The sequence below is a fragment of the Rhizobium sp. BK456 genome, assembly GCF_014194045.1.
In the GTDB taxonomy this organism is placed as follows: Bacteria; Pseudomonadota; Alphaproteobacteria; order Rhizobiales; family Rhizobiaceae; genus Rhizobium; species Rhizobium redzepovicii.
On sequence record NZ_JACIAO010000009.1, the window covers coordinates 301,422 to 321,713 of the forward strand.

Here is a 20,292-nt window from a genome sequence, read left to right on the forward strand (position 1 = left end):
GTCACACCGTTCAGAGGAGGAACGTCATGACACATCGGATAAAGCGCATTCTTGTGGGCGCATCCACGCTTCTGGCGTTGGCAGCGGCCGGTCCATCGCATGCAGAAACCACGCTGTCTTTCCTGATTGACAACAATCCCGACACGGTCGCAGCAGCCGAGGCCCTGGTTGCCGCCTATCAGACCAAGGCGCCCGACGTGACGATCGAAATCGAACAGCGGCCGGGCGGCGGCGAGGGCGACAACATCATCAAGACGCGCTTGGCGACAGGGGAGATGTCCGATGTATTCCTCTATAATTCCGGTTCGCTCTTACAGGCGCTCAAGCCCACGCAGAAACTTGTCGATCTGAGCGGCCTGCCGTCACAGGCAAAGGTGGACGAAAGCTTCAAGGCGGTGGTCAGCGCCGGCGATAAACTCTACGGCGTTCCTTTCGGCACGGCGATGGCCGGCGGGATCCTCTACAACAGGAAGATCTATCAGGATCTCGGCCTCTCCGTTCCGAAGACCTGGGCGGATTTCATGGCGAACAACGCCAAGGTCAAGGCATCCGGCAAGGTCGCCGTGGCGCAGACCTATCGCGATACCTGGACTTCGCAGTTGTTCGTTCTGGCCGATTATTACAATCTGCATGCCGCCGTGCCGAATTTCGCCGCGGACTATACCGCCAACAAGGCGAAATATGCGGAGACGCCGGCGGCCATGAAGGGCTTCGAACGGCTGAAGGACGTTCACGACGCCGGCCTGATGAACGAAGACTTCGGCGCGGCAAGCTACGACGACGGCTTGAGAATGGTATCGACCGGCGAGGCGGCGCATTATCCGATGCTGAGCTTCGCGGTCAGTGCGCTCAAACAGAATTATCCGGAAAACCTCGCAGATGTCGGCTTCTTCGCCCAGCCGAGCGACGATGCGGCAACGAACGGCCTGACGGTCTGGATGCCGCCGGGCCTTTACATTCCCGCGACCAGCCAGCATACCGAGGAAGCGAAAAAATTCGTCGACTTCGCCGGAAGCGTCGAGGGCTGCAAGATCATGGTGGAAACCAACGCGGTCCAGGGCCCCTCCCTGGTCGACGGCTGCGATCTGCCGGCCGACGTGCCGCCTGCGATCAAGGACATGCTTCCCTATTTCGAGGCCAAGGACAAGACGACTCCCGCCTTGGAATTCGTGTCGCCCGTCAAGGGACCGGCGCTCGAGCAGATCACCGTTGAGGTCGGCTCCGGTATTCGCCAACCCGCCGAGGCGGCGAAACTCTATGACGAGGATGTGCGCAAGCAGGCCAAGCAGCTCGGCCTGCCCAACTGGTAGAGCGGTCTTTCGGGCCAGTCAGCCTCGCCCGCAAAGGGCGAGGCTTCACCCGATCGAAGAGGGAGTCATGATCGAGACACGCCGCCCCGCGCGCAAGTCGCCCTATCCGCTGTGGTTCTTCATTCCTGCCGCCGTCATATACGGCGTGCTGTTTCTCGTTCCGACGGTATCGTCCCTCTGGTTCAGCCTGACGCGCTGGGACCTTTCGACGGCCGAATTCATCGGGCTCGAAAATTTCCGTCAGTTCTTTTCCGAACCCTTCCTGATCCAGGGGCTCGTCAACACGCTGATCTATGCCGTGACGACGTCGGGCCTGAAGACGGTCTGCGGTCTGTTGCTCGCCGTGCTGCTGACCAGCAATATTTTCGCCCGCGGCTTCCTGCGCACGCTGGTCTTCTTTCCCGTCCTAGTGTCGACGATCGGCATCGGCATCACCTTCACGGTGATGATGCATCCGACCAGGGGCATCATCAATGTCACACTCGAAGCGCTCGGCATTCCGGGGCCGGGATGGCTCACCAATCCGGCGCTCGCGCTTTTTTCGGTGGCCCTGGTCGATGTCTGGAAGGGCGTCGGCCTCGCGACCCTGATCTTCATCGCCGGCCTCGCCGCGATCAGCCCCGATTATTATGAGGCTGCGAGAATAGACGGCGCGACGCGGCTTCAGCAATTTATCCGGATCACCCTGCCGCTCGTGCGTCCCGCCACTATCGTCGTGGTGACATTGTCGCTGATCGGCGGGCTTCGTTCGTTCGACCTGATATGGGCCATGACCCGCGGCGGCCCGGGTTTCTCCTCGGATGTGATCGCCTCGGTCATCTACAAGCAGTACCAGGCCGGTTTTTATGGGCTGTCGACCGCCGGAAACGTGATCCTGTTTGCGCTGATCGCCGTGATCATCCTGCCCATCTCCCTGTGGTTCAACCGGCGCGAGGTCGAAGAATGAGAAGCGTCCGCCCTTACGTGACCGGCGCGATCGCCCTGGCCGTCGCGGCCGTGATCTTCGTGATGCCCTTCGTTTTCGTCGCTCTTCAGGCAGTCAAATCGAAATCCGAAGCCTCCCGCCTCGATTTCGAATTGCCCGGGCAGTGGCTGTTCTGGGATAATCTGACCGCCGTCTTCAAGGCTCGCGACTACCAGCTCGCGCTGGCCTATTTCAACTCGACACTGATCACCGTCGTCTCCGTCAGCATCCTGCTCCTGCTGTCGGCGATGGTCGGATATGTGATGCAGCGCCGCAGGACCGTCTGGAACAAGGTGGCTTCGGTTGCGCTGTTCATGGGTCTGATGATGCCGCCGGCCGTCGTGCCGACCATCGACCTTTTGCAGGAGATCGGTCTCTTCAAGACCATGACCGGAATGATCCTGATCCAGGTCGCCTACAATCTCTCCTTTTCGATCTTGCTCTACCGGTCATTCATCTCGACCATACCGCGCGATCTCGACGAAGCGGCGCTGATCGACGGCGCCAAGCCGCGGCAGATCTTCTTCAGGGTCATCCTGCCGCTTCTGAAACCGGTGACGGTAACGAATATCGTCGTGCAGTCGATCGCGATCTTCAACGATTTCACCAACCCGCTTTATTACCTTCCCGGCAAGGAGAACGTCACGGTGCAACTGACGCTCTATAATTTCCAGAGCATGTACACGAGCCAGTACAACCTGCTCTTCATGAATATCCTGCTCGTGACGATCCCCCCGCTGATCGTCTTCATCTTCTTCAACCGGCAGATCGTCGCGGGCATGACATCAGGCGCGGTCAAAGGCTAGAAAATGGCTGAGCTCACTCTGAAACAGGTCCGCAAGAGCTTCGGCGCCCTCGAGGTCATCAAAGGCATCGATCTGGAGGTTGCCTCCGGCGAGTTCGTCGTTTTCGTCGGCCCGTCGGGATGCGGAAAATCGACGCTGCTGCGCATCATCGCCGGTCTGGAGGAGACGACGTCGGGCGTTCTGACGATCGGCGGCAAGGATGTGACCCATGCCGAACCCTCCGAGCGCGGCATCGCCATGGTGTTCCAGAGCTATGCGCTCTACCCGCATATGACGGTTGCCGAGAATATCGGCTTCGGACTTTCGCTCGCCCGCCGTCCGAAGGCGGAAATCACAGCCAGGGTCAACGCAGCCGCCGAAACGCTGCAGCTCACTCACCTCCTGCAGAGAAAGCCGAAGGCGCTCTCCGGCGGCCAGAGGCAGCGCGTCGCCATCGGCCGCGCGATCGTGCGCGACCCCAAAGTCTTCCTGTTCGACGAGCCGCTTTCCAATCTCGACGCTTCGCTCAGAGCCCAGATGCGCCTCGAGATCGCCGATCTCCACGCTCGGCTGAAATCGACGATGATCTATGTCACCCACGATCAGGTCGAAGCCATGACGATGGCCGACAAGATCGTCGTCCTGAACGGCGGGGCGGTTGAGCAGATCGGCAGCCCGATGGAACTCTACCGCAATCCCGCCACACCCTTCGTCGCCGGCTTCATCGGCAGCCCGAAGATGAACCTCTATGGCGGCGAGACGGCGCGGCGATTCAACTGCACGACCTACGGCGTGCGCCCGGAACATATCAAACTCTCGCAAGATGCCGGACAATGGCAGGGCACGATCCGGCATGTGGAACGGCTCGGCGCCGACGCGATCCTCTACCTCGACGTTCCCGATTTGGGAGAAATGGTCGTGCGCGCCGAAGGCGAGACACCGTTTGCACCTGGCATGACGATCTGGGCAAATCCGGTCGATGGAGCGGAGCATCGGTTTTGAGGGGGAAACCAAGCCCCCTCGAGGAGCGTAAATTAGCTAGAGCGGCCGATGCAGGAATGCCGGCATCGCGGCCCCGGCGGATAGATATAGCCGTACCGTGTCCAGCGCCTCGCGGATCGTGACGTCCATGTCGAGATAGCGGTATGTCCCGAGCCGGCCCACAAAGGTGACGGCGGCCTCCCGCAAGGATCTTGCCACATATTGGGCAAGCTGCTCTTTTTCCTCCATCAGGCGGATCGGATAGTAGGGAATGTCGTCCGGACCACAGGCCCTGGAGAACTCTCGATAACAGACCGAGCCGGAATGGTCTTCCCATGGGGACAGATGCTTATGTTCCGTCACACGCGTATGGGGTACCGAAACGTCCCCGTAGTTCATGACCGCGCACCCCTGATAGTCACCCTCATAGGTAAAGCGCTCGAAATCCAGCGTACGATATCCCAAACGGCCATATTCATAGTCGAAATAGCCGTCGAGCGGACCGGAATAGAATATGTGGTCGAAGTCCTTGCGGAGACCGCTGTGAAACCGTGTTTCCAGATGAACTGCTATATTTGTGTGGTCGAGAATTCGCCCGATCATCTCGGTATAGCCGTGTTCCGGCATTCCCTGATGTTTATGGAAGAAATAATTGTCGTCGTAGTTGAAACGGACCGGTAGCCGTTTCAGGATGGAAGCCGGAAGCTCGGCTGGAGAACATCCCCATTGCTTCTGTGTGTATCCTTTGAGGAACGCCTGGTAGAGGTCCTTGCCGACGAAGCGCAGCGCCTGCTCCTCGAAAGTCTTCGGATCCCCTATGGTCTTGTCCGCGCATTCGTCGATGAACGCCCGCGCCTCCTCGGGCCTGAACGCCTTGCCAAAAAACTGATTGATCGTGTGAAGATTGATGGGCAAGGAATAGATCTGCCCTGAACTCGTCGTCTTGACACGGTTTTTATAGGGCAGGAATGTCTGAAAGCGGTTCACATAATCCCAGACTTCTTGGTCGTCCGTGTGAAAGATGTGCGGGCCGTAGACATGAACCATGACGCCGGTGGCGGGGTCGCGCTCCGTATGGCAATTTCCGGCAATATGGCTTCGCGTGTCGAAGACATCGATCTGGTGACCTGCCAGGGCGAGTTCACGCCCGATGACCGCCCCTGAGAAGCCGGCACCGACAACGGCAATCTTTTTAATCCGGGGCATTCCCGATCAGCTCTTTCCAGTTGCGCAGGCTGCCGCAAACCCCTCCGCTGCCATTCGGCTGTCGGGCGGAAAAGGCGCATGATTGTGCCACTCGATCAGCTTGTTGCGGTAAGCCTGCCTGTAGGCCCGATCGTCCGAAAAGGCGATATTTTCCTGAACGAGTTCCACCCCGATGTCATAATAAATGTCCAGATTGCGTAGGTCCGGCACCGGCGTTTCGCCGCGTTCGCATTCTGCCTGCATCTGCCAGAAAAGTTCTTCAAGCCGAGAAGCGAGCGCCGGAATGTCGCGCAATGCGGAGGTCTCCCGTTTTGCGCGCAAGGATTCCCTGATCTTCTCGAGGCTCTTGGGGTCGTTTGCAAAGCCGATAGCGCTTTCGATATAGGCTTGCGGGCCCGAGCAGATCAGTTCCGGAACGCCGGCGGCGGCAACAATGCTGTGGCAGAAGCGTGCTGCAAAACTCTTGCCGGGGAATGTGAGGACAGGCAGCCCAACGGTCAGGGCGTCAGCTGCCGTCGAGTGTGCTCCATAGGGAAACGTGTCGAGGAACAGATCGGCGAGTCCGATCCGGGCAAGATGTTTTGCATTCGGCGCCTTGGGCGCGAAAATGAGACGTTCGGCCGCGACACCGGCATTCTCGGCCGCCTGGCGCAGACGTTGATCCACATCGTCACTTCCAGCGAGCAGCCAGAGCACGCTGCCAGGCTTCGCAAGGAGAATTTTCATCCAATGGGCAAACGTTTCTTGCGTGACTTTCTGCGTGCCGTTGAAGCAGGCAAAAACGAAAGCGCCTTCCGGCAGCCCCGCTTCCGCTCGTGACGGCCTTTCGGCAATCACCCTCTTACGATCGACCGGCTGGCTGCAGGGAATCCGGAGAACTTTTTCCGAGTAATAGATCTCGTTCTCCGGCGGGATGATGTGCTCGTCTGCGATGATATAGTGGTGGAACGGGCTGCCCATCGTTCCCGGATAACCGCAAAAATTGACCACGACCGGTGCCGGCCGATAGGCAAGGATCTTTGTTCGCGCATGCTTGGTGTAACCGTTGACATCGACAAGAATGTCGATGTCGTCGTCGGCGATCTGCCTTGCAGCTTCCGCATCGCCAAGTGCTGCAATGTCGCGCCAGCAATCGACGGCAGCTTTCATGCGCAGCTGGGTCGCATCTCCTTCTACCGGCTCGCCACAATAATAAGCGTAGATTTCAACACTATGCTTGTTATGCAGCTCCAGAACTTCTCTGAGCGCAAAGCCGACAGCGTGGTCGCGCAGATCCGAGGACACATAGCCCACGCGAAGTCGCTGACCGGTTCCCGTCTTCTGCTTCGCCACCTTGCGCGGGAAGCCGCTGGTATCCGGACGCCCGACGAAAGCCTTGTTGTAGCGGTCGGCCTTGGCGAGCTGGAACAAGGGATCGTCGGAAAAGCAGGCAAGCGCCAGCGGCGACATGGCGTCGAGTTGTTGACGCATGGAGACATGGTCCGATGGCGCGAGCGTTGGCCACTTGCACTGGCGCTGGCGCAGCGCACTCCAATGCTGCCCGGCTTCGGTCTTGTCGGGCCGCAGTTCCATTGCTTGCCATAACGCGGTTTCGGCTTCCTCCAGGAGACCTGCATTTTCCATGACGCGTCCGACGTGCTGAAGCGCCAAGAGGCGATGCGTAAGCGCGTCAGCCGTTATCTCCCCGGTCATCTCCACGAAGCTGCGCCATTGCAGAATTGCTCCCGCGGCGATGCCGCTGTCTTCCAACGCACGGCCAAGATTGATGTGTGCCGGCCCGAAACGCGGCTCAAGTTTCAAGCATGCGCGCAATGCATGAATCGATCCCGAAACATCGCCCAGCTGCCGCAGAGTGACGGAATAATTGAAATAGACGAGGTGCAGGAACGGATGGGCGTCGTTGAATGCGATCCAGACCTTGTAGACCTCTGCCGCCTCCAACATTCGTCCGGCGGCGCTCCGGCCTTCGGCGAACTGAAATAGCTCGGTGAAGGAAAGGCGCTGGGTGCGCGCAAGCTCCAATATTCCGGCAAGAGATGGAACTGGAATTTGAACTGATGCATCGTTGGTAACCATGGACATCCCACGAATCGACGGCCGGCATTGCAACCATTTGCGAATGGCTAAAGACGGTTAACCGGGTTAGCTTGCTCTAAACATGTGTCGAGCGCTGCGTGCAGGCTGGTTTGGGACCATCGCTCGAGATCGACGAGGAACTACCCCGACGCGCTCGGGTTGGACGCTACACGGGATTGCGCTTACGCCGTAAGATAGGCCGAGATGACGGCCGCTATCTGATCCGAACTCAGATACCCCATCTGCGACTTCATCAGAGCATCCAACTGCGTGCTCGACATGCTGGCAATGTCTTGCGTAGACAGTCCCGCTATGCCGCTCGAACTGAACGCGGCAATGTCCTTGGTCGAGAAGGTCGCGACCTCCTGTGTCGTCAACGCCGCAACTTGCACCGACGTCAGCCCGCTGACTTGGGCTGACGTCAGGGCTTCGGCTTGTTCCGTTGTCAGCGAAGTGATGACGCTTGTGGTCAATCCCGCTATCGCATTCGAGCTCAAGGCGGCGATGTCATCCGTCGTGAAGACGGCGATGTCGCCAGGATCCAGCGCGGCGACCTGCAGCGCGTTCAAGACGGCGATCTGCGCGGTGGACAGAGCAACGATCTGATCGGTGCTCATTGCCGCTATCTGGTTGTGGGTCAGCGAGGCAAACTGGGCCGTCGTCAAGGTCGCGACCTGGTCGTTGGTGAGGGCTGCGACGACCGCGGTCGACAAGCCTTGAATCGAGTCCGAGCGGATTGCTGCAAACTCTGTGGTAGAGAGGGTCTCCAGATCCGCCGTGGTCAATCCCGCAACTCCAGACGAACTCAATGCTGCGATCTGGGTTGTTGAAAGCGCTTCGAACTGTTCGACCCCGAGAGCTCCGATCTGAGCACTGCTCAGGCCAGCGACACTGCCCGTCGCCAGCGCGGCGATTTGGGCCGTCGATAGCGACGCAACAAAAGCCGTGGACAGACCCTGTATGGCGCCGGAACCGATCGCTGCGATATCGGCGGTCGAGAAAGTCGCAAGGTCGGACATGCTCAGGCCGGCGATGCCTGCCGAACTCAACGCGGCGATTTGAGTGCTCGAAAGGGCAGCGACCTGGTCCACGCTCAGAGCAGCAACCTGAGCGCTGCTCAGGCCGGTGATGCCGGCCGTGCTCAAGGCCGCGATCTGTGCCGTAGACAGGACCGTCAGATCGTCAGTGCTCAACGTGGCAATCTGCTTGGAGCCGAGTGCCCCGATCTGTGCGGTCGTTAGAGCCTCGACCTGATCGGTGCTGAGCGCGGCAACCTGCGCCGTCGTCAATCCTGCAATGCCCTTTGTTCCCAGAGCCGCAATCTGGGCCGTCGTCAGCGCTGCGACAGTAGCAGTCGACAGGCCCGATATGCCGGTCGCGCTGATCGCCGCAATGTCGGCCGTCGATAGAGCTTCAAGTGCAGCAGTTCCGAGAGCCGCAATCTGCGACGAACTGAAAACTGCGACTTGCGTGGGCGTCAATGCCGCCGCCTGATCCGTGCCGAGCGCTCCGAGTTGATCGGTGGTCAAACCTGTGATGCCGGCGGTGCTCAGCGCGGCGATCTGCGCGGTCGACAGGGCTGCGATCACAGCGGTGGACAAGCCCGTTATCGAAAGCGAGCCAATCGCTGCGATATCGGCGGTCGAGAAGGTTTCGAGATCGTCGGTCCCAAGGCCTGCCATTTGTTTGGACGTCAGGATGCCGACCTGGACAGATGTCAGGGCCTCGGCCTGGTCGGCGCTGAGCGTGGCGATCTGATCGGTGGTCAAGCCGGCAATACCAGCTGTGCTGAGTGCGGCAATCTGAGCGGTAGAGAGCGCTGCAATGCCGGTCGTCCCGATTATCGCAGTCTGCTTGGAACTGAGGGCGCCAATCTGAGCGGTGGTCAAAACTTCCAACTGCTCGGAGTTCAGCGAGAACACCTGCGCCGTGGTCAGACCGGCAATGCCGGTCGTGCTCAGCGCGGCAATCTGGCTCGTCGAGAGGGCCGCGATCGTGCTCGTCGACAAACCCGATATTGCGCTTGTGATGGCCGCGATATCCGCGGTCGAGAAGGTTTCCAGATCATCGGCTCCCAAAACCGCTATCTGGGTCGAGGTCAACGTGCCGACCTGGGCTGAGGTCAGAGCTTCTGCCTGGTTGGTGCTCAAGGTCGCGATCTGCACCGTCGTCAGACCGGAAACACCACCGGTATTAAGAGCCGCAACCTGCGCGGTCGACAGAGCCGCGATATCGGCGGTACTCAGGGCAGCGACTTGCTTGGAGCCGAGAACGCCGATCTGGCTTGTCGTCAAGGCTGCCACCAGCGTGGTGCCGAGCGCCGCAATCTGCGCTGTGGTCAAGCCGGCAACGCTGGCCGTGCCGAGCGCCGAAACCTGCTCCGTCGAGAAGGCGGCGACAGTGGTCGTTGACAGGCCAGAAATGGCGCTTGAACTGATTGCCGCGATATCAACTGTCGAAAAGGTTTGCAGATTGGCGGCGTCCAAGGCCGCAATTTGCGCCGAACTCAAAGAGGCGACCTGAACCGATGTCAGGGCCTCGGCCTGGTCGGTACTCAACGCCGCGATCTGAACGCTGGTCAGACCCGCAATGCCGACGCTGCCAAGTGCAGCAATCTGCGCAGTTGTCAGGACCGCAATATCGGCGGTCGGCAGGGCGGCGACTTGCGTTGAGCCGAGAACGCGGATCTGTGCCGTCGTCAGGGCTTGCACCTGAGCAGTCCTCAGAGCGGAAATTTGCAGACTGCTGAGACCGACTATGCCGGAGGTGCTGAGCGCTGCGATTTGCGCAGTCGACATCGCAGCGATATCGGCGGTGCTGAGTGCTCTGACCTGCGTGGAACTCAGAGCCGCAAGCTGCTTGCCAAGCAGAGCTTTGGCCTGACTGGTGTCCAAGGCAGCGATCTGCCTAGTGGACAGGCCGGAGATCCCCAACGTGCTGAGCGCGGCAATCTGGGCTGTCGTCAATGCCGCAATCGCCGCGGTGGACAGGCCGGATATGGCACTGGAACCGATTGCGGCGATATCCTGGGTCGAGAAGGCCGCTATATCGGCGGTCGGCAGTCCTGAAAGTTGCGTTGAACTGAGCACCGCGACCTGGGTGCTCGTCAATGCCTCGGCTTGATCGGTGCTCAGGGCAGCGATCTGCTTGGTGGTCAGGCCGGAAACGCCTGAAGTGCTGAAAGCTGCAATCTGATCCGTCGACAGGGCCGATACGACCGCCGTGGACAGGCCGGATATAGCGCCGGAACCGATTGCCGCGATGCTCCTGGTTGACAAAGCCGCTATATCGGCGGTCGTCAGCACCGAAAGCTGAGCCGAACTGAGGGAGGCGATCTGCGTTGTTGTCAGAGCCTGAAGCTGGCCGGTACTCAACGCGCTGATCTGCTGAGTGGTCAGGCCGGTAACGCCGGATGCGCTGAGGGCTGCTACCTGTGTCGTCGACAAGGTTGCAATAGCGTCCGTCGACAGGCCGGAAACGGCGCCCGATCCGATTGCCGCGATTTCTTTGGTCGAAAACGTGGCGATATCGGCCGCGCTCAGGCTGCCTATTTGCTTGGAGCTAAGGGCCGCCACCTGGGCCGAAGTCAGAGCTTCGGCCTGGCCGGTGCTCAAGGCCGCGATCTGCGTTGTGGTCAATCCGGCAATGCCGGCGCTGCTCAGGGCCACAATCTGTGCGGTTGAAAGGGCCGCCACAGCGCTCGGGCTCAGGACGGAGACCTGCGTCGAGTTCAAGGCCGCCATCTGCTTGGTCGTCAGGGCGCTTATCTGGCTGCTGTTCAAAGCGAGAATCTGATCGCTCGTTATGCCAATGACGCCAGCGGCACTGATGGCGGCGATCTGAGCCGTCGACAAGGCGGCGATGGCCGCGCTGGACAGGGCGGAAATGGCGGTCGAACCGATTGCTGCGACATCCGCAGTCGAGAAGGCGGCTATGTCGTCCGTGGTCAACACGCCCACCTGCGCGGAACTCAATGCCGCGACCTGGCTCGTCGTGAGTGCGGCGACCTGCGCGCTGTTCAAGGCATTGACTTGATCGGTGCTCAAGCCGGAAATCCCCGCCGTACTAAGGGCTGCGATCTGATCTGTGGCAAGCGACGCGACAATTGTCGTGCTGAGAGCTGCTACCTGGACCGAACTCAGCGCCGCGATACGCGTCGTCGCGAGGGCGGCAAGCTGCGCCGCGCCGAGTGCGGCAACCTGATCGGTCGACAAGGCTTTAACGGTGGTCGTGCTTAGGGCCGCGATCTGAGCGGTCGAGAGCGTTGAAATGACTGAAGTGCCGAGGCCCGACACCGCTTTGTTCGAAATCGCAGCGATGTCGGCAGTCGAAAAGGTGGCGATGTCTTCCGTGCTGAGCGCAGCAAGTTGGGTCGAATTGAGGACCTTCACCTGCGAGGCAGTGAGTGCTTCGGCCTGCGCAGTGCCCAATGCGTCAATCTGTGTCGTTGTCAGGCCGGCAATGCCGGATGTGCTGAGGGCGGCAATTTGTGCAGTGGAGAGCGAAGCGACAACATCTGCATCCATTGTGGCAATTTGCGATGAGCTTAAGACCGCAATCTGGTTCGTAAGCAGGGCATCGACCTGACCCGTACTCAACGCGTCAATTTGCGTGGTGCTGAGCCCGGCAACGCCCGCCGTGCTCAGAGCGGCAATCTGGCTGGCCGATAGAGCTTTAATCGCGGCCGTCGATAATCCCGATATCGCGGTTGAACTGATCACCGCAATGTCGGCAGCGGACATCGCGGCGATATCATCCGTTCCCAGAGCGGAGAGCTGGGCGGATTTCAGGGCCGCGACCTGGCTTGTCGTCAAAGCCGCGATCTGCGTTATGCTCAGCGCATTGACCTGATCGGTCGTCAAACCGGTAATGCCTGATGTGCTTATGGCAGCGACCTGGGCAGTCGATAGAGAATCAATGACGCCGGTATCAAATGCAGCAATCTGGGTTGAGCTCAGAGCCGTCATCCATGCTGCGGGCATGGTGGCAATCTGCGCTGTGCTCAGCGCGGTGATCTGGTTCGTGGTCAATCCGGCGATGCCGGCCGCACTCAACGCGGCGATCTGATTTGTCGAAAGGGCTGCAATGACCTTCGTGCCCAAGCCCGTGACGGCCTTGTTCGAGATTGCGGCGATTTCGGCGGTTGTGAAGGTCGCAATATCGTCGGCTCCGAGCGCAGAGACCTGGGTGGAACTCAGCTTGGCGATCTGGGCAGCCGTCAATGCCTCGGTCTGAACAGTGCTTAAAGCCGAAATCTGATCGGTGGTCAGGCCCAGGACGCCGGATGCACTAAGCGCTGCGATCTGCGCAGTGGAGAGGGATGCGATGATGCCCGTGTCGAGAACTGCGACCTGGTTCGACGTCAAAAGCGCAATTTGCGTTGGAGCCAGCGCCGAGACCTGATCGGTTCTCAAGGTGGCAACCTGACCGGTGGTCAAGGCCGCAACTACGCTCGTGCTCAGGGCGGCAATCTGGCTGGTGGAAAGAGACGCGATAACGTCCGTGCTCAAAGCTTTTATGGCATTGCTGGCAAGTGCCGCCATGTCCGCGGTTGAGAAAGCCGCTAAATCGTTCGCCGTCAGGACTGCCGTTTGAGTCGAACTCAATGCTGCAATCTGGCTGGTCGTCAGACCTGCCAGTTGAGCGATGCTCAGAGTTGAGATCTGATCGGTCGTCAGGGCCGTGATCGCACTCGTCGCCAGCGCGGCAACCTGATCAGTGGAAAGCGATGCAATGTGGCCGGTCGTCAAGCCGCTGACGGCTTTGCTGGAAATCGCCGCCATTTCATCGGTCGTAAAGGTCGCCAGGTCCTCCGAACTGAGGGCAGCGAGTTGCGTCGAACCCAACGCTTTGATCTGGGTAGACGATAGCGCCGCAATCTGTGCCGTGCTTGCGGCCGCAACTTGACTGGTGGTCAGGCTTGCGATCGCGCTTGTGGTGAGTGCAGCGATCTGTGCGCTTGAAAGGACCGAAACGTCACCCGTCGTCATGGCCGCAATCTGCGCTGCTTTCAACGCGCTGACCTGGGTGATCGTCAACGCCGTAACCTGTGCGGTGCTCAGGCTCGAGATCTGGCCTGCCGTCAAGCTTGCAACGGCAGCTGAACTCAGGGCGGCAATTTGCGTGGCTGAAAGTGCTGCAACCTGGCTCGTCGTCAGTCCGGCAGCGGCGCTAGCAGTGAGCGCGGCGATTTGATCAGGGGAGAGAGATGCGACAACGCCGGTACTCAATCCGGCTATGGCACTACTGGTGATCGCTGCTATTTCCGCGGTGGAGAACGTGGCGATGTCGTCGGCAGACAATACGGAAAGCTGCGTCGAGCTCAGCCCCGCAATCTGTGCTTTCGTCAAAGCTTCGGCCTGCTGCGTGCTCAACGCGGCGATCTGGCCGGTCGTGAGCCCTTTGACGCCGGCTGTGCTCAGGGCGGCCACCTGCGCGGTCGAAAGCGTCGCGACTTCATCCGTGCCCAGCGCCGCAATCTGCTTGGAGCTCAGCACGGCGATCTGCGCCGTGGTCAAAACGCCCGTCTTCTCCGTGGTCAGGACGGCAATCTGATCAGTGCTTAGACCAGCAATTCCTTTCAAGCTCAAAGCGACGACCTGAGCCGTCGAGAGAGCGACGACCGCAGCCGTGCTCAGGCCCGATATCGCGACACTGGTGATCGCCGCAATGTCGTCAGTCGAGAGGCTGGCGACATCGTCCGTTCCCAAGGCGGACATCTGGGTCGAAGTCAAAGCGGCGACCTGTGCTGTCGTCAGCGCTTCCACCTGCGTTGTCGTGAGTGTGCCGATCTGCCCCGTGGCAAGGCCCGATACGCCGCTCAGACTGAGGGCAGCGATCTGCGCTGTTGAAAGCGCCGAGATCTCGTCCGTGCTCAAGACCGCTGTTTGCGTCGCTTTTAGTGCGGCGACCTGAGTTGTCGTCAAAGCAGAGATCTGCATTGTGCTCAAAGCAGCGATCTGGACCGTCGTCAAACCGGAAATGGCAGCCTTGCTGATGGCGGTAATCTGTCCGGTTGTCAGCACCGCGATATCGTTCGTGCCTATGACCGCAATCTGCGTCGCCTTAAGGGCCGTAACTTGCGCCGTCGTCAGGGCGCCGATCTGTGCCGTGCTCAACGCGTCTATCTGAGCTGTCGTCAGGCCGGAGACGGCGGCGGTGCTCAGGGCCGCAACCTGGTCCGTCGACAGAGAGGAAAGAACTGAAGTCGACAGGCCCGAAACGGCAGAAACCGTGATCGCCGCAATATCTGCGGTGGAAAATGTAGCAATGTCGTCCGCGCCCAGGATGGACAGCTGAAGTGAAGTCAGTGCTTTCACTTGATCGGAGCTGAGCGCCTCGGCTTGCGCCGTACTCAAGGAAGCGACTTGAGCCGTGTTCAGGCTGGCGGTCGCGCCGGTGCTCAAGGCAGCAATCTGCGCGGTCGAAAGCTCCGTGATAGCGTTCGTGCTCATGCCGGCGATTTGCGCGGCTTTGAGTGCAGCGATCTGCGCAGTCGCAAGGGCGCCAATCTGCGCCGTTCCCATGGCCGCGATCTGAGCGGTCGTAAGATTGGAAATGGCGCCGGTGCTTAGAGCGGCGACCTGGTCCGTCGAAAGAGCCGCAACCGCTGATGTCGACAGGCCTGTTATCGCTTTGCTGATAATTGCCGCCATATCGGCGGTCGAAAACATTGTCACATCCGCAGTGCTCAGAGCCGCAATCTGCAGCGAACTGAGGGCGCCGACCTGGGATGATGTTAAAGCCTCTGCTTGCGCCGTCGTCAGCGCGCTGATCTGCTTGGTCGTGATTGCGGCGATCTGCAGGGAGGTGAAACTTTCGATGGCCGATGTCGACAGTACGGCCAATTGATCAAGCGTGAGGCCGGAAACGGCACCTTGCGAAATCGCGCTCAGCTGCTGAGAGCTGAGGACCTCTACATCTTCGGTATCCAATGCGGCGATTTGAGCCGACGAGAGGACACTGATCTGCTTCGTTGAAAGAGTTGCCACGTCTTCCGTCGTCCAGGCAGCAACGGCCGCCGTCGAAAGCGACTTGATCTGAGTGAGACTGTAGGAAGAAACTATCGAAGTCATGGCAAGACTCTTTCAGTAGCCAATATGAATAGGACCGGAAGGCCGCAGCTTGGCTAAGCCGTCTTCCCGAATCGAAAAAATGAATGTCCCCACAATCGCTGCCAGCCTAGGTTGGCTGGCTTGCGTGAAGCTGTGATTTTTCACGCCGCGGCCCTGCTCAAGGCGTGGTCCCGACCCAACCGGAAGCCGTCAATATTCAGCGATTCAAATGATTTGAGCGTCCTCTGCGCGTCTGAAAAGACGCGGACGCGATAATGGCTCAGAACCTGTGAGGACGCAGTGGCGCCAGGTCGATGACCGGATCCTGCCCGGCAACGAGCTGAGACACGAGATAGCCGGTCAAGGCCGACAGCGTCAGGCCGAGATGGCCGTGGCCGAAGGCATAGGTGAGGCGGGGCAAGCGGCGGGAGCCGCCGATAACCGGCAGCGAATCCGGCATGGACGGCCGGAAACCCAGCCACTCGTCGCTGCCCTGTCCGGCGGCCGGCAGCAGCATTTTCACGCCGTCACGGATCATCGCCGTCCGCCTGGGGTTCAAGGGAGCGGCAAGCCCGCCGAGTTCGACGGTACCCGCGGCACGCAATCCATCCGACATCGGCACCATGTAGAAGCCATGTTCGGGATAGCAGACCGGGCGCGACAGAAGATCGCCCGCCTGCCGGAACAGAACGTGATAACCGCGCTCGGTATCGAGCAGGACATGATCGCCTGCCGATGCCGCAAGCTTGCGGGAATGAGCGCCGGCGGCCAGGACGGCGTGGTCGGCAAGCATTGCCTTGCCCGCGATCCTGAGACCGATGCCGTCGTTACGTTGCTTGATTGCCGAGACTTCGCCGCGGATGATCTCTCCTCCGCCATAGACGAGCGCTTGCGCCAGCGCGAAGGCGAGCTGCCTGGGGCTCGAAAACACATAGGCGTCCCGGAACAGCACGCCCTTATGATAGAGCGGCGCAAGATTGGGCTCCAGGCTTTGGATATCGGCGCGGCTGAGCTGCTCCATGGCGACGCCATGGCGTTGACGCAGCGCGTATTCGGCATCGGCCGCCTGGAATTGCGCTTCGGTCTTGTAGAGATAGAGGCAGCCGTCATGCCGCTTCAGCCGTTCGGCGCCTGCCTGCATCACAAGCGGCTGCCAGGCGGCATCGGCATGGGACAGCAGCGCCGCCAGTGTCGTGGCGATGCGCTCGACCTCGGCTTTCGTGCTCGATGCCAGGAAGGCGCAGAGCCACGGCGCCAGTTGCGGCAGGTATCTCCAGACAATCGCCAGAGGACCGAGGGGATTGAGCAGCATTCCCGGCACACGCCAAATGACGCCTGGCGTTGCGACGGGAACGACGCCGTGCGGCGCAAAGGTGCAGGCGTTTCCATAGGAACATGCCTGCCGGTAGGATGCATCGTCCAGTGGCGGTGCCGGATCGATCATCGTGACCCGATGCCCCGTTCTCTGCAGCCAGAGGGCCGAGCAGAGGCCGACCAATCCCGCGCCGACAACAGCCACATGCCGGCGCTCGGCGTCGGGCAAGGGCTGAAGCTCGGGGAGCGGCCTGTTCATCCTAGACCAGGCCGGCCAGAGCGCGGGGACGGTCGTTCAGCGTCGCGGCGATGATACGCAGGGCCGTTGCCAGTTCCTCCCGCGACGATGCGCAGCCGACATTGACGCGCACGGCATGTTCGACGGGCTGGCGATCACAGGCAAAGGCGGTGGCAGCCATGACGGCAACGCCATGGGCGCGCAGATTGGCGGCGAAATCCTCGCAGCGCCATGGCGCCGGCAGTCTGAGCCAGAGGAACATGCAGCGCGGATCGGCGGAGAAAGAGTGGCCGGCCAGGATCGTCGTCACGATCGCATGGCGGGCGCGCAGCTCTGCAAGCTGGGCCTTCAGGATCGCTTCAGCCGTGCCGTCCTCCAGCCAGCGGGTGGCAAGCAGCAGCGGCAGCGGCGAAGGCATCCAGGCGGTCGTACGTACCGCCTCCGCGGAGAGCAGCGCACGGCCGGGCGGGCAAGTGAGATAGCCGACGCGCAGACCCGGCGCCAAGGCCTTGGAAAGCGCCGAGATATGGTAGGTCCTGGCCGGAGCGAGCGTGATCAGGGCGCTTGCCCGGGTCCCGAGCATCGGTCCATAGACATCGTCCTCGATGATGACGAGATCATGCTTTTCCGCGACTTCGACCAATTCCTTCCGACGCGCCTCGCTCATGGTGACGACGGTCGGATTGTGCATCGACGGAACCGTGAAGACGGCGCGCACCGGCTCCCGGCTGCAGATATCGTCGAGCTCCGCCGCCGACATGCCCTGTTCGTCACTTCCGATGCCGATAATGTGGAAGCGGAACATCTGGGCAAGCGCAATCAGTCCGTAATAGGTCAGCCGATCGCAGACGATCGTGTCGCCGGGCTCGATCAGGCTGCTGATGACAGCGAGAAGAGCGTGCTGGGCGCCGCTGGTGACGACGATATCGTCTTCGGACGGGTCGAAGCCGTTGAGCGATATCCATTTTCTCGCAGCAAGGCGCGCCCAGGCCGGCCCTTCCGGCGGCTGGTACTCCTGCATCTGGCGGAAGCGCGGATCGGACGAAAGATCCGGCAGGGATTGGGCGAGACGCTGCTGGAAATCGTCGATGGCCGTTCGGTTGACCGTCAGGTCGATGACCCCGGCAGGGCTCGCCGCCCGATCGACCCGCGGCATGGCGCCGTCGCCTGTGACGATCGTACCGCGCCGGGTGCTGCCCATGACAAGATTGAGGTTCTGCAATTCGCGGTAAGCGCGCGTGACTGTGGAGACGTTAAGCGAGCGCTCCCGTGCGAGATCGCGTTGCGGTGGGAGTTGGCTGCCGGGCGGCAGGGCGCCCGAGCGGATTCGCGCCTCGAGCTCGCTTGCGAGTTCGAGATAGGCCGGCATGCGCGTTTCCCGCTCCTGGTTTGTCTGGCTCAGTTCCGATCGTTCAGACATACAATTCCTGCAATCCGTGTAGAATTCCGTTAGCTTGGCGCGGCCCAGTTGATCGTTGGCTCTACGATTCAGCATGATTTCTTGCGACATAACACGCTTTCCCAGTGTTTTCGAGGCCTTCGACCGTCGCCATACAAAATTATTTGTGTGGCTTGACAAACGGAAATTGACCGAGACAATATGGCCTAGCATCGAGACAAAGAGGCAGGGACCCGGCCGGTGCAAACAGGAGGAATTCATGAGCGAGCGCTTCATTGCTTTCGAAGGCGTGCGTAAATCCTATGACGGCGTCAGCTATGTCGTGCGCGGTCTGGATCTCGACGTCGCAAAAGGCGAGTTTCTGACCCTTCTCGGCCCTTCCGGATCCGGCAAGACCACGACGCTGATGATGCTGGCCGGCTTCGAGGCTCCGAGCAGCGGGACCATTACTCTGGCCGACAGCAGGATCGACAGCGTTCCGCCGCATCGCCGTAATATCGGCGTGGTCTTCCAGAATTATGCCCTTTTCCCGCATATGACGGTCGGCGAAAATGTCGCCTTTCCCCTGAAGATGCGCCGGCTCGGCAAGGTGGAGATTGCCGAACGGGTTCGCCGCGCGCTCGACATGGTGCGCATGGCGAGTTTCGAAGCGCGGCGGCCCAACCAGCTTTCGGGCGGACAGCAGCAGCGCATCGCGCTTGCCCGCGCGCTGGTCTTCGAGCCGCAGCTCGTGCTGATGGACGAGCCGCTCGGTGCGCTCGACAAGCAGCTTCGCGAACATATGCAGCTCGAGATCAAACACCTGCATGCCCGCCTCGGCATCAATGTCGTCTACGTCACCCACGACCAGGGAGAGGCGCTGACCATGTCGGATCGGGTCGGTGTGTTCAATGATGGCATCCTGCAGCAGATCGCGGCCCCGCATGCGCTCTACGAGGCGCCGGCAAATCCCTTCGTCGCAACCTTCGTCGGCGAGAACAATGCGATATCGGGTGAAGTCGTCGCAATCGATAATGCCCTCTGCCGGCTTCGCTCGCCCGACGGTTCAATCATCACCGGCCAAGCCGGAGAAGGGCTGAAGGAAGGCGCACGGGCAACCCTGGTCTTACGGCCCGAGCGAATTCAGCTGACACCTGGTGCCGACATTCCGAACCGGTTCACCGCCATGCTCAAGGAAATCATCTATCACGGCGATCATGTGCGGTTACGTGTCGCCGCCTGCGGCTGTGACGACGTTTTTATAAAGGTCGCCGCCGCACAGGATATTCCGGTTCGGTCGCTCGGCTCCAGCACCGTCATCGGCTGGGCGCCGGAGGATTGCCGCGCGCTCGCACTCTCCTGACCCAGTGCTCATTCTTTCGTAACGCAGCAACAAAAAGGGGAACCACCATGATGCGTTTAAACTGCATGTTTCTCAGTTCCGTCATGGCTCTTGCAACCGCGGGAGCAGCATTTGCCGAGGATACGCTGACCGTCACATCCTGGGGCGGCGCCTATACGAAGAGCCAGGAGGAGGCCTTTTTCAAGCCATTCGCCAAGCAGACCGGCACCAAGATTCTCCAGGACGAGTGGGACGGCTCGACCGCCAAGCTGAAAGGCATGGTCGAGACCGGCCAGGTGACCTGGGACATCGTCGACGTCGAACCCAGCCATGCACTGCAAGGCTGCGACGAAGGCTGGCTTGAGACGATCGACTATTCGAAACTCGGAGGCAAGGACGCCTTCATCGACGGCGCGGCGATGGATTGCGCGGTCGCCACCATCGTCTTCGGCACCATCTATGCCTATGACGCCGCAAAGTTCCCGAATGGCGGGCCGACGACCATGGCCGATCTCTTCGACACCGCCAAATTCCCCGGTCCGCGCGCCTTGCGCAAGTCGCCGAAGACCACGCTGGAATTCGCTTTGATCGCCGACGGCGTCAAACCGTCTGAGGTCTACGACGTGCTCGGGACGCCAGCGGGT

General features: G+C 60.6%; 11 protein-coding genes. 6 read left to right on the forward strand and 5 right to left on the reverse strand.

Annotation, left to right across the window (positions count from 1 at the left end; genetic code table 11):
• Positions 1-26: 26 nt before the first annotated feature.
• The 4 genes from FHX03_RS24890 to FHX03_RS24905 all read left to right on the forward strand — a co-directional run bounded on the left by FHX03_RS24890 (position 27) and on the right by FHX03_RS24905 (position 4,061).
• Entirely contained in the window at positions 27-1,310 is a 1,284-nt protein-coding gene (locus FHX03_RS24890; protein ID WP_183855920.1) for an ABC transporter substrate-binding protein, read from the forward strand.
• 67 nt (positions 1,311-1,377) lie between these two features.
• Positions 1,378-2,256, forward strand: a complete 879-nt coding sequence (locus FHX03_RS24895; RefSeq protein ID WP_183855922.1) for a carbohydrate ABC transporter permease — start codon at positions 1,378-1,380, stop codon at positions 2,254-2,256.
• Positions 2,253-3,080, forward strand: a complete 828-nt coding sequence (locus tag FHX03_RS24900) for a carbohydrate ABC transporter permease (RefSeq protein WP_183855924.1) — start codon at positions 2,253-2,255, stop codon at positions 3,078-3,080. Before FHX03_RS24895 ends, FHX03_RS24900 begins: the two co-directional genes overlap by 4 nt.
• A 3-nt stretch (positions 3,081-3,083) precedes the next feature.
• A complete protein-coding gene (locus FHX03_RS24905) occupies positions 3,084-4,061 on the forward strand; it encodes an ABC transporter ATP-binding protein (RefSeq protein WP_183855926.1) in 978 nt (325 codons plus the stop codon).
• 36 nt (positions 4,062-4,097) lie between these two features.
• Here FHX03_RS24905 and FHX03_RS24910 read toward each other — a convergent pair whose 3' ends face one another.
• The 5 genes from FHX03_RS24910 to FHX03_RS24930 form a co-directional block, all read right to left on the reverse strand.
• Positions 4,098-5,246 carry a UDP-galactopyranose mutase gene (locus FHX03_RS24910; RefSeq protein WP_183855928.1) on the reverse strand — a complete coding sequence of 383 codons (1,149 nt, stop codon included), beginning with the start codon at positions 5,244-5,246 and terminating at the stop codon, positions 4,098-4,100.
• Between the two features lie 6 nt (positions 5,247-5,252).
• The gene (locus FHX03_RS24915) at positions 5,253-7,322 is read right to left on the reverse strand and encodes a glycosyl transferase (RefSeq protein WP_409565153.1); all 2,070 of its coding nucleotides are present in this window, start codon (positions 7,320-7,322) and stop codon (positions 5,253-5,255) included.
• A 182-nt stretch (positions 7,323-7,504) separates the two neighbouring features.
• On the reverse strand, positions 7,505-15,397 hold the full coding sequence (locus tag FHX03_RS24920; RefSeq protein ID WP_183855931.1) for a beta strand repeat-containing protein: 7,893 nt from the start codon (positions 15,395-15,397) through the stop codon (positions 7,505-7,507).
• 259 nt (positions 15,398-15,656) lie between these two features.
• Positions 15,657-16,949: an NAD(P)/FAD-dependent oxidoreductase gene (locus tag FHX03_RS24925; protein ID WP_183855934.1), complete on the reverse strand. Its 1,293-nt coding sequence runs from the start codon at positions 16,947-16,949 to the stop codon at positions 15,657-15,659.
• A 1-nt stretch (position 16,950) separates the two neighbouring features.
• Positions 16,951-18,348, reverse strand: coding sequence for a PLP-dependent aminotransferase family protein (locus tag FHX03_RS24930; protein ID WP_183855936.1), 1,398 nt, complete (start codon positions 18,346-18,348; stop codon positions 16,951-16,953).
• A gap of 238 nt (positions 18,349-18,586) precedes the next feature.
• On the opposite strand from FHX03_RS24930, the gene FHX03_RS24935 reads away from it, so the two are divergent.
• The gene (locus tag FHX03_RS24935) at positions 18,587-19,669 is read left to right on the forward strand and encodes an ABC transporter ATP-binding protein (protein ID WP_183855938.1); all 1,083 of its coding nucleotides are present in this window, start codon (positions 18,587-18,589) and stop codon (positions 19,667-19,669) included.
• Between the two features lie 47 nt (positions 19,670-19,716).
• A partial coding sequence (locus tag FHX03_RS24940; RefSeq protein WP_409565155.1) for an extracellular solute-binding protein occupies positions 19,717-20,292 on the forward strand: 576 nt, incomplete at its 3' end.

Bases quoted from the DNA above. Each gene is read 5' to 3' on its own strand.
- FHX03_RS24890 (WP_183855920.1), top strand. From the start codon at position 27: ATGACACATCGGATAAAGCGCATTCTTGTGGGCGCATCCACGCTTCTG.
- FHX03_RS24895 (WP_183855922.1), top strand. From the start codon at position 1,378: ATGATCGAGACACGCCGCCCCGCGCGCAAGTCGCCCTATCCGCTGTGG.
- FHX03_RS24900 (WP_183855924.1), top strand. From the start codon at position 2,253: ATGAGAAGCGTCCGCCCTTACGTGACCGGCGCGATCGCCCTGGCCGTC.
- FHX03_RS24905 (WP_183855926.1), top strand. From the start codon at position 3,084: ATGGCTGAGCTCACTCTGAAACAGGTCCGCAAGAGCTTCGGCGCCCTC.
- FHX03_RS24910 (WP_183855928.1), bottom strand. From the start codon at position 5,246: ATGCCCCGGATTAAAAAGATTGCCGTTGTCGGTGCCGGCTTCTCAGGG.
- FHX03_RS24915 (WP_409565153.1), bottom strand. From the start codon at position 7,322: ATGGTTACCAACGATGCATCAGTTCAAATTCCAGTTCCATCTCTTGCC.
- FHX03_RS24920 (WP_183855931.1), bottom strand. From the start codon at position 15,397: ATGACTTCGATAGTTTCTTCCTACAGTCTCACTCAGATCAAGTCGCTT.
- FHX03_RS24925 (WP_183855934.1), bottom strand. From the start codon at position 16,949: ATGAACAGGCCGCTCCCCGAGCTTCAGCCCTTGCCCGACGCCGAGCGC.
- FHX03_RS24930 (WP_183855936.1), bottom strand. From the start codon at position 18,348: ATGTCTGAACGATCGGAACTGAGCCAGACAAACCAGGAGCGGGAAACG.
- FHX03_RS24935 (WP_183855938.1), top strand. From the start codon at position 18,587: ATGAGCGAGCGCTTCATTGCTTTCGAAGGCGTGCGTAAATCCTATGAC.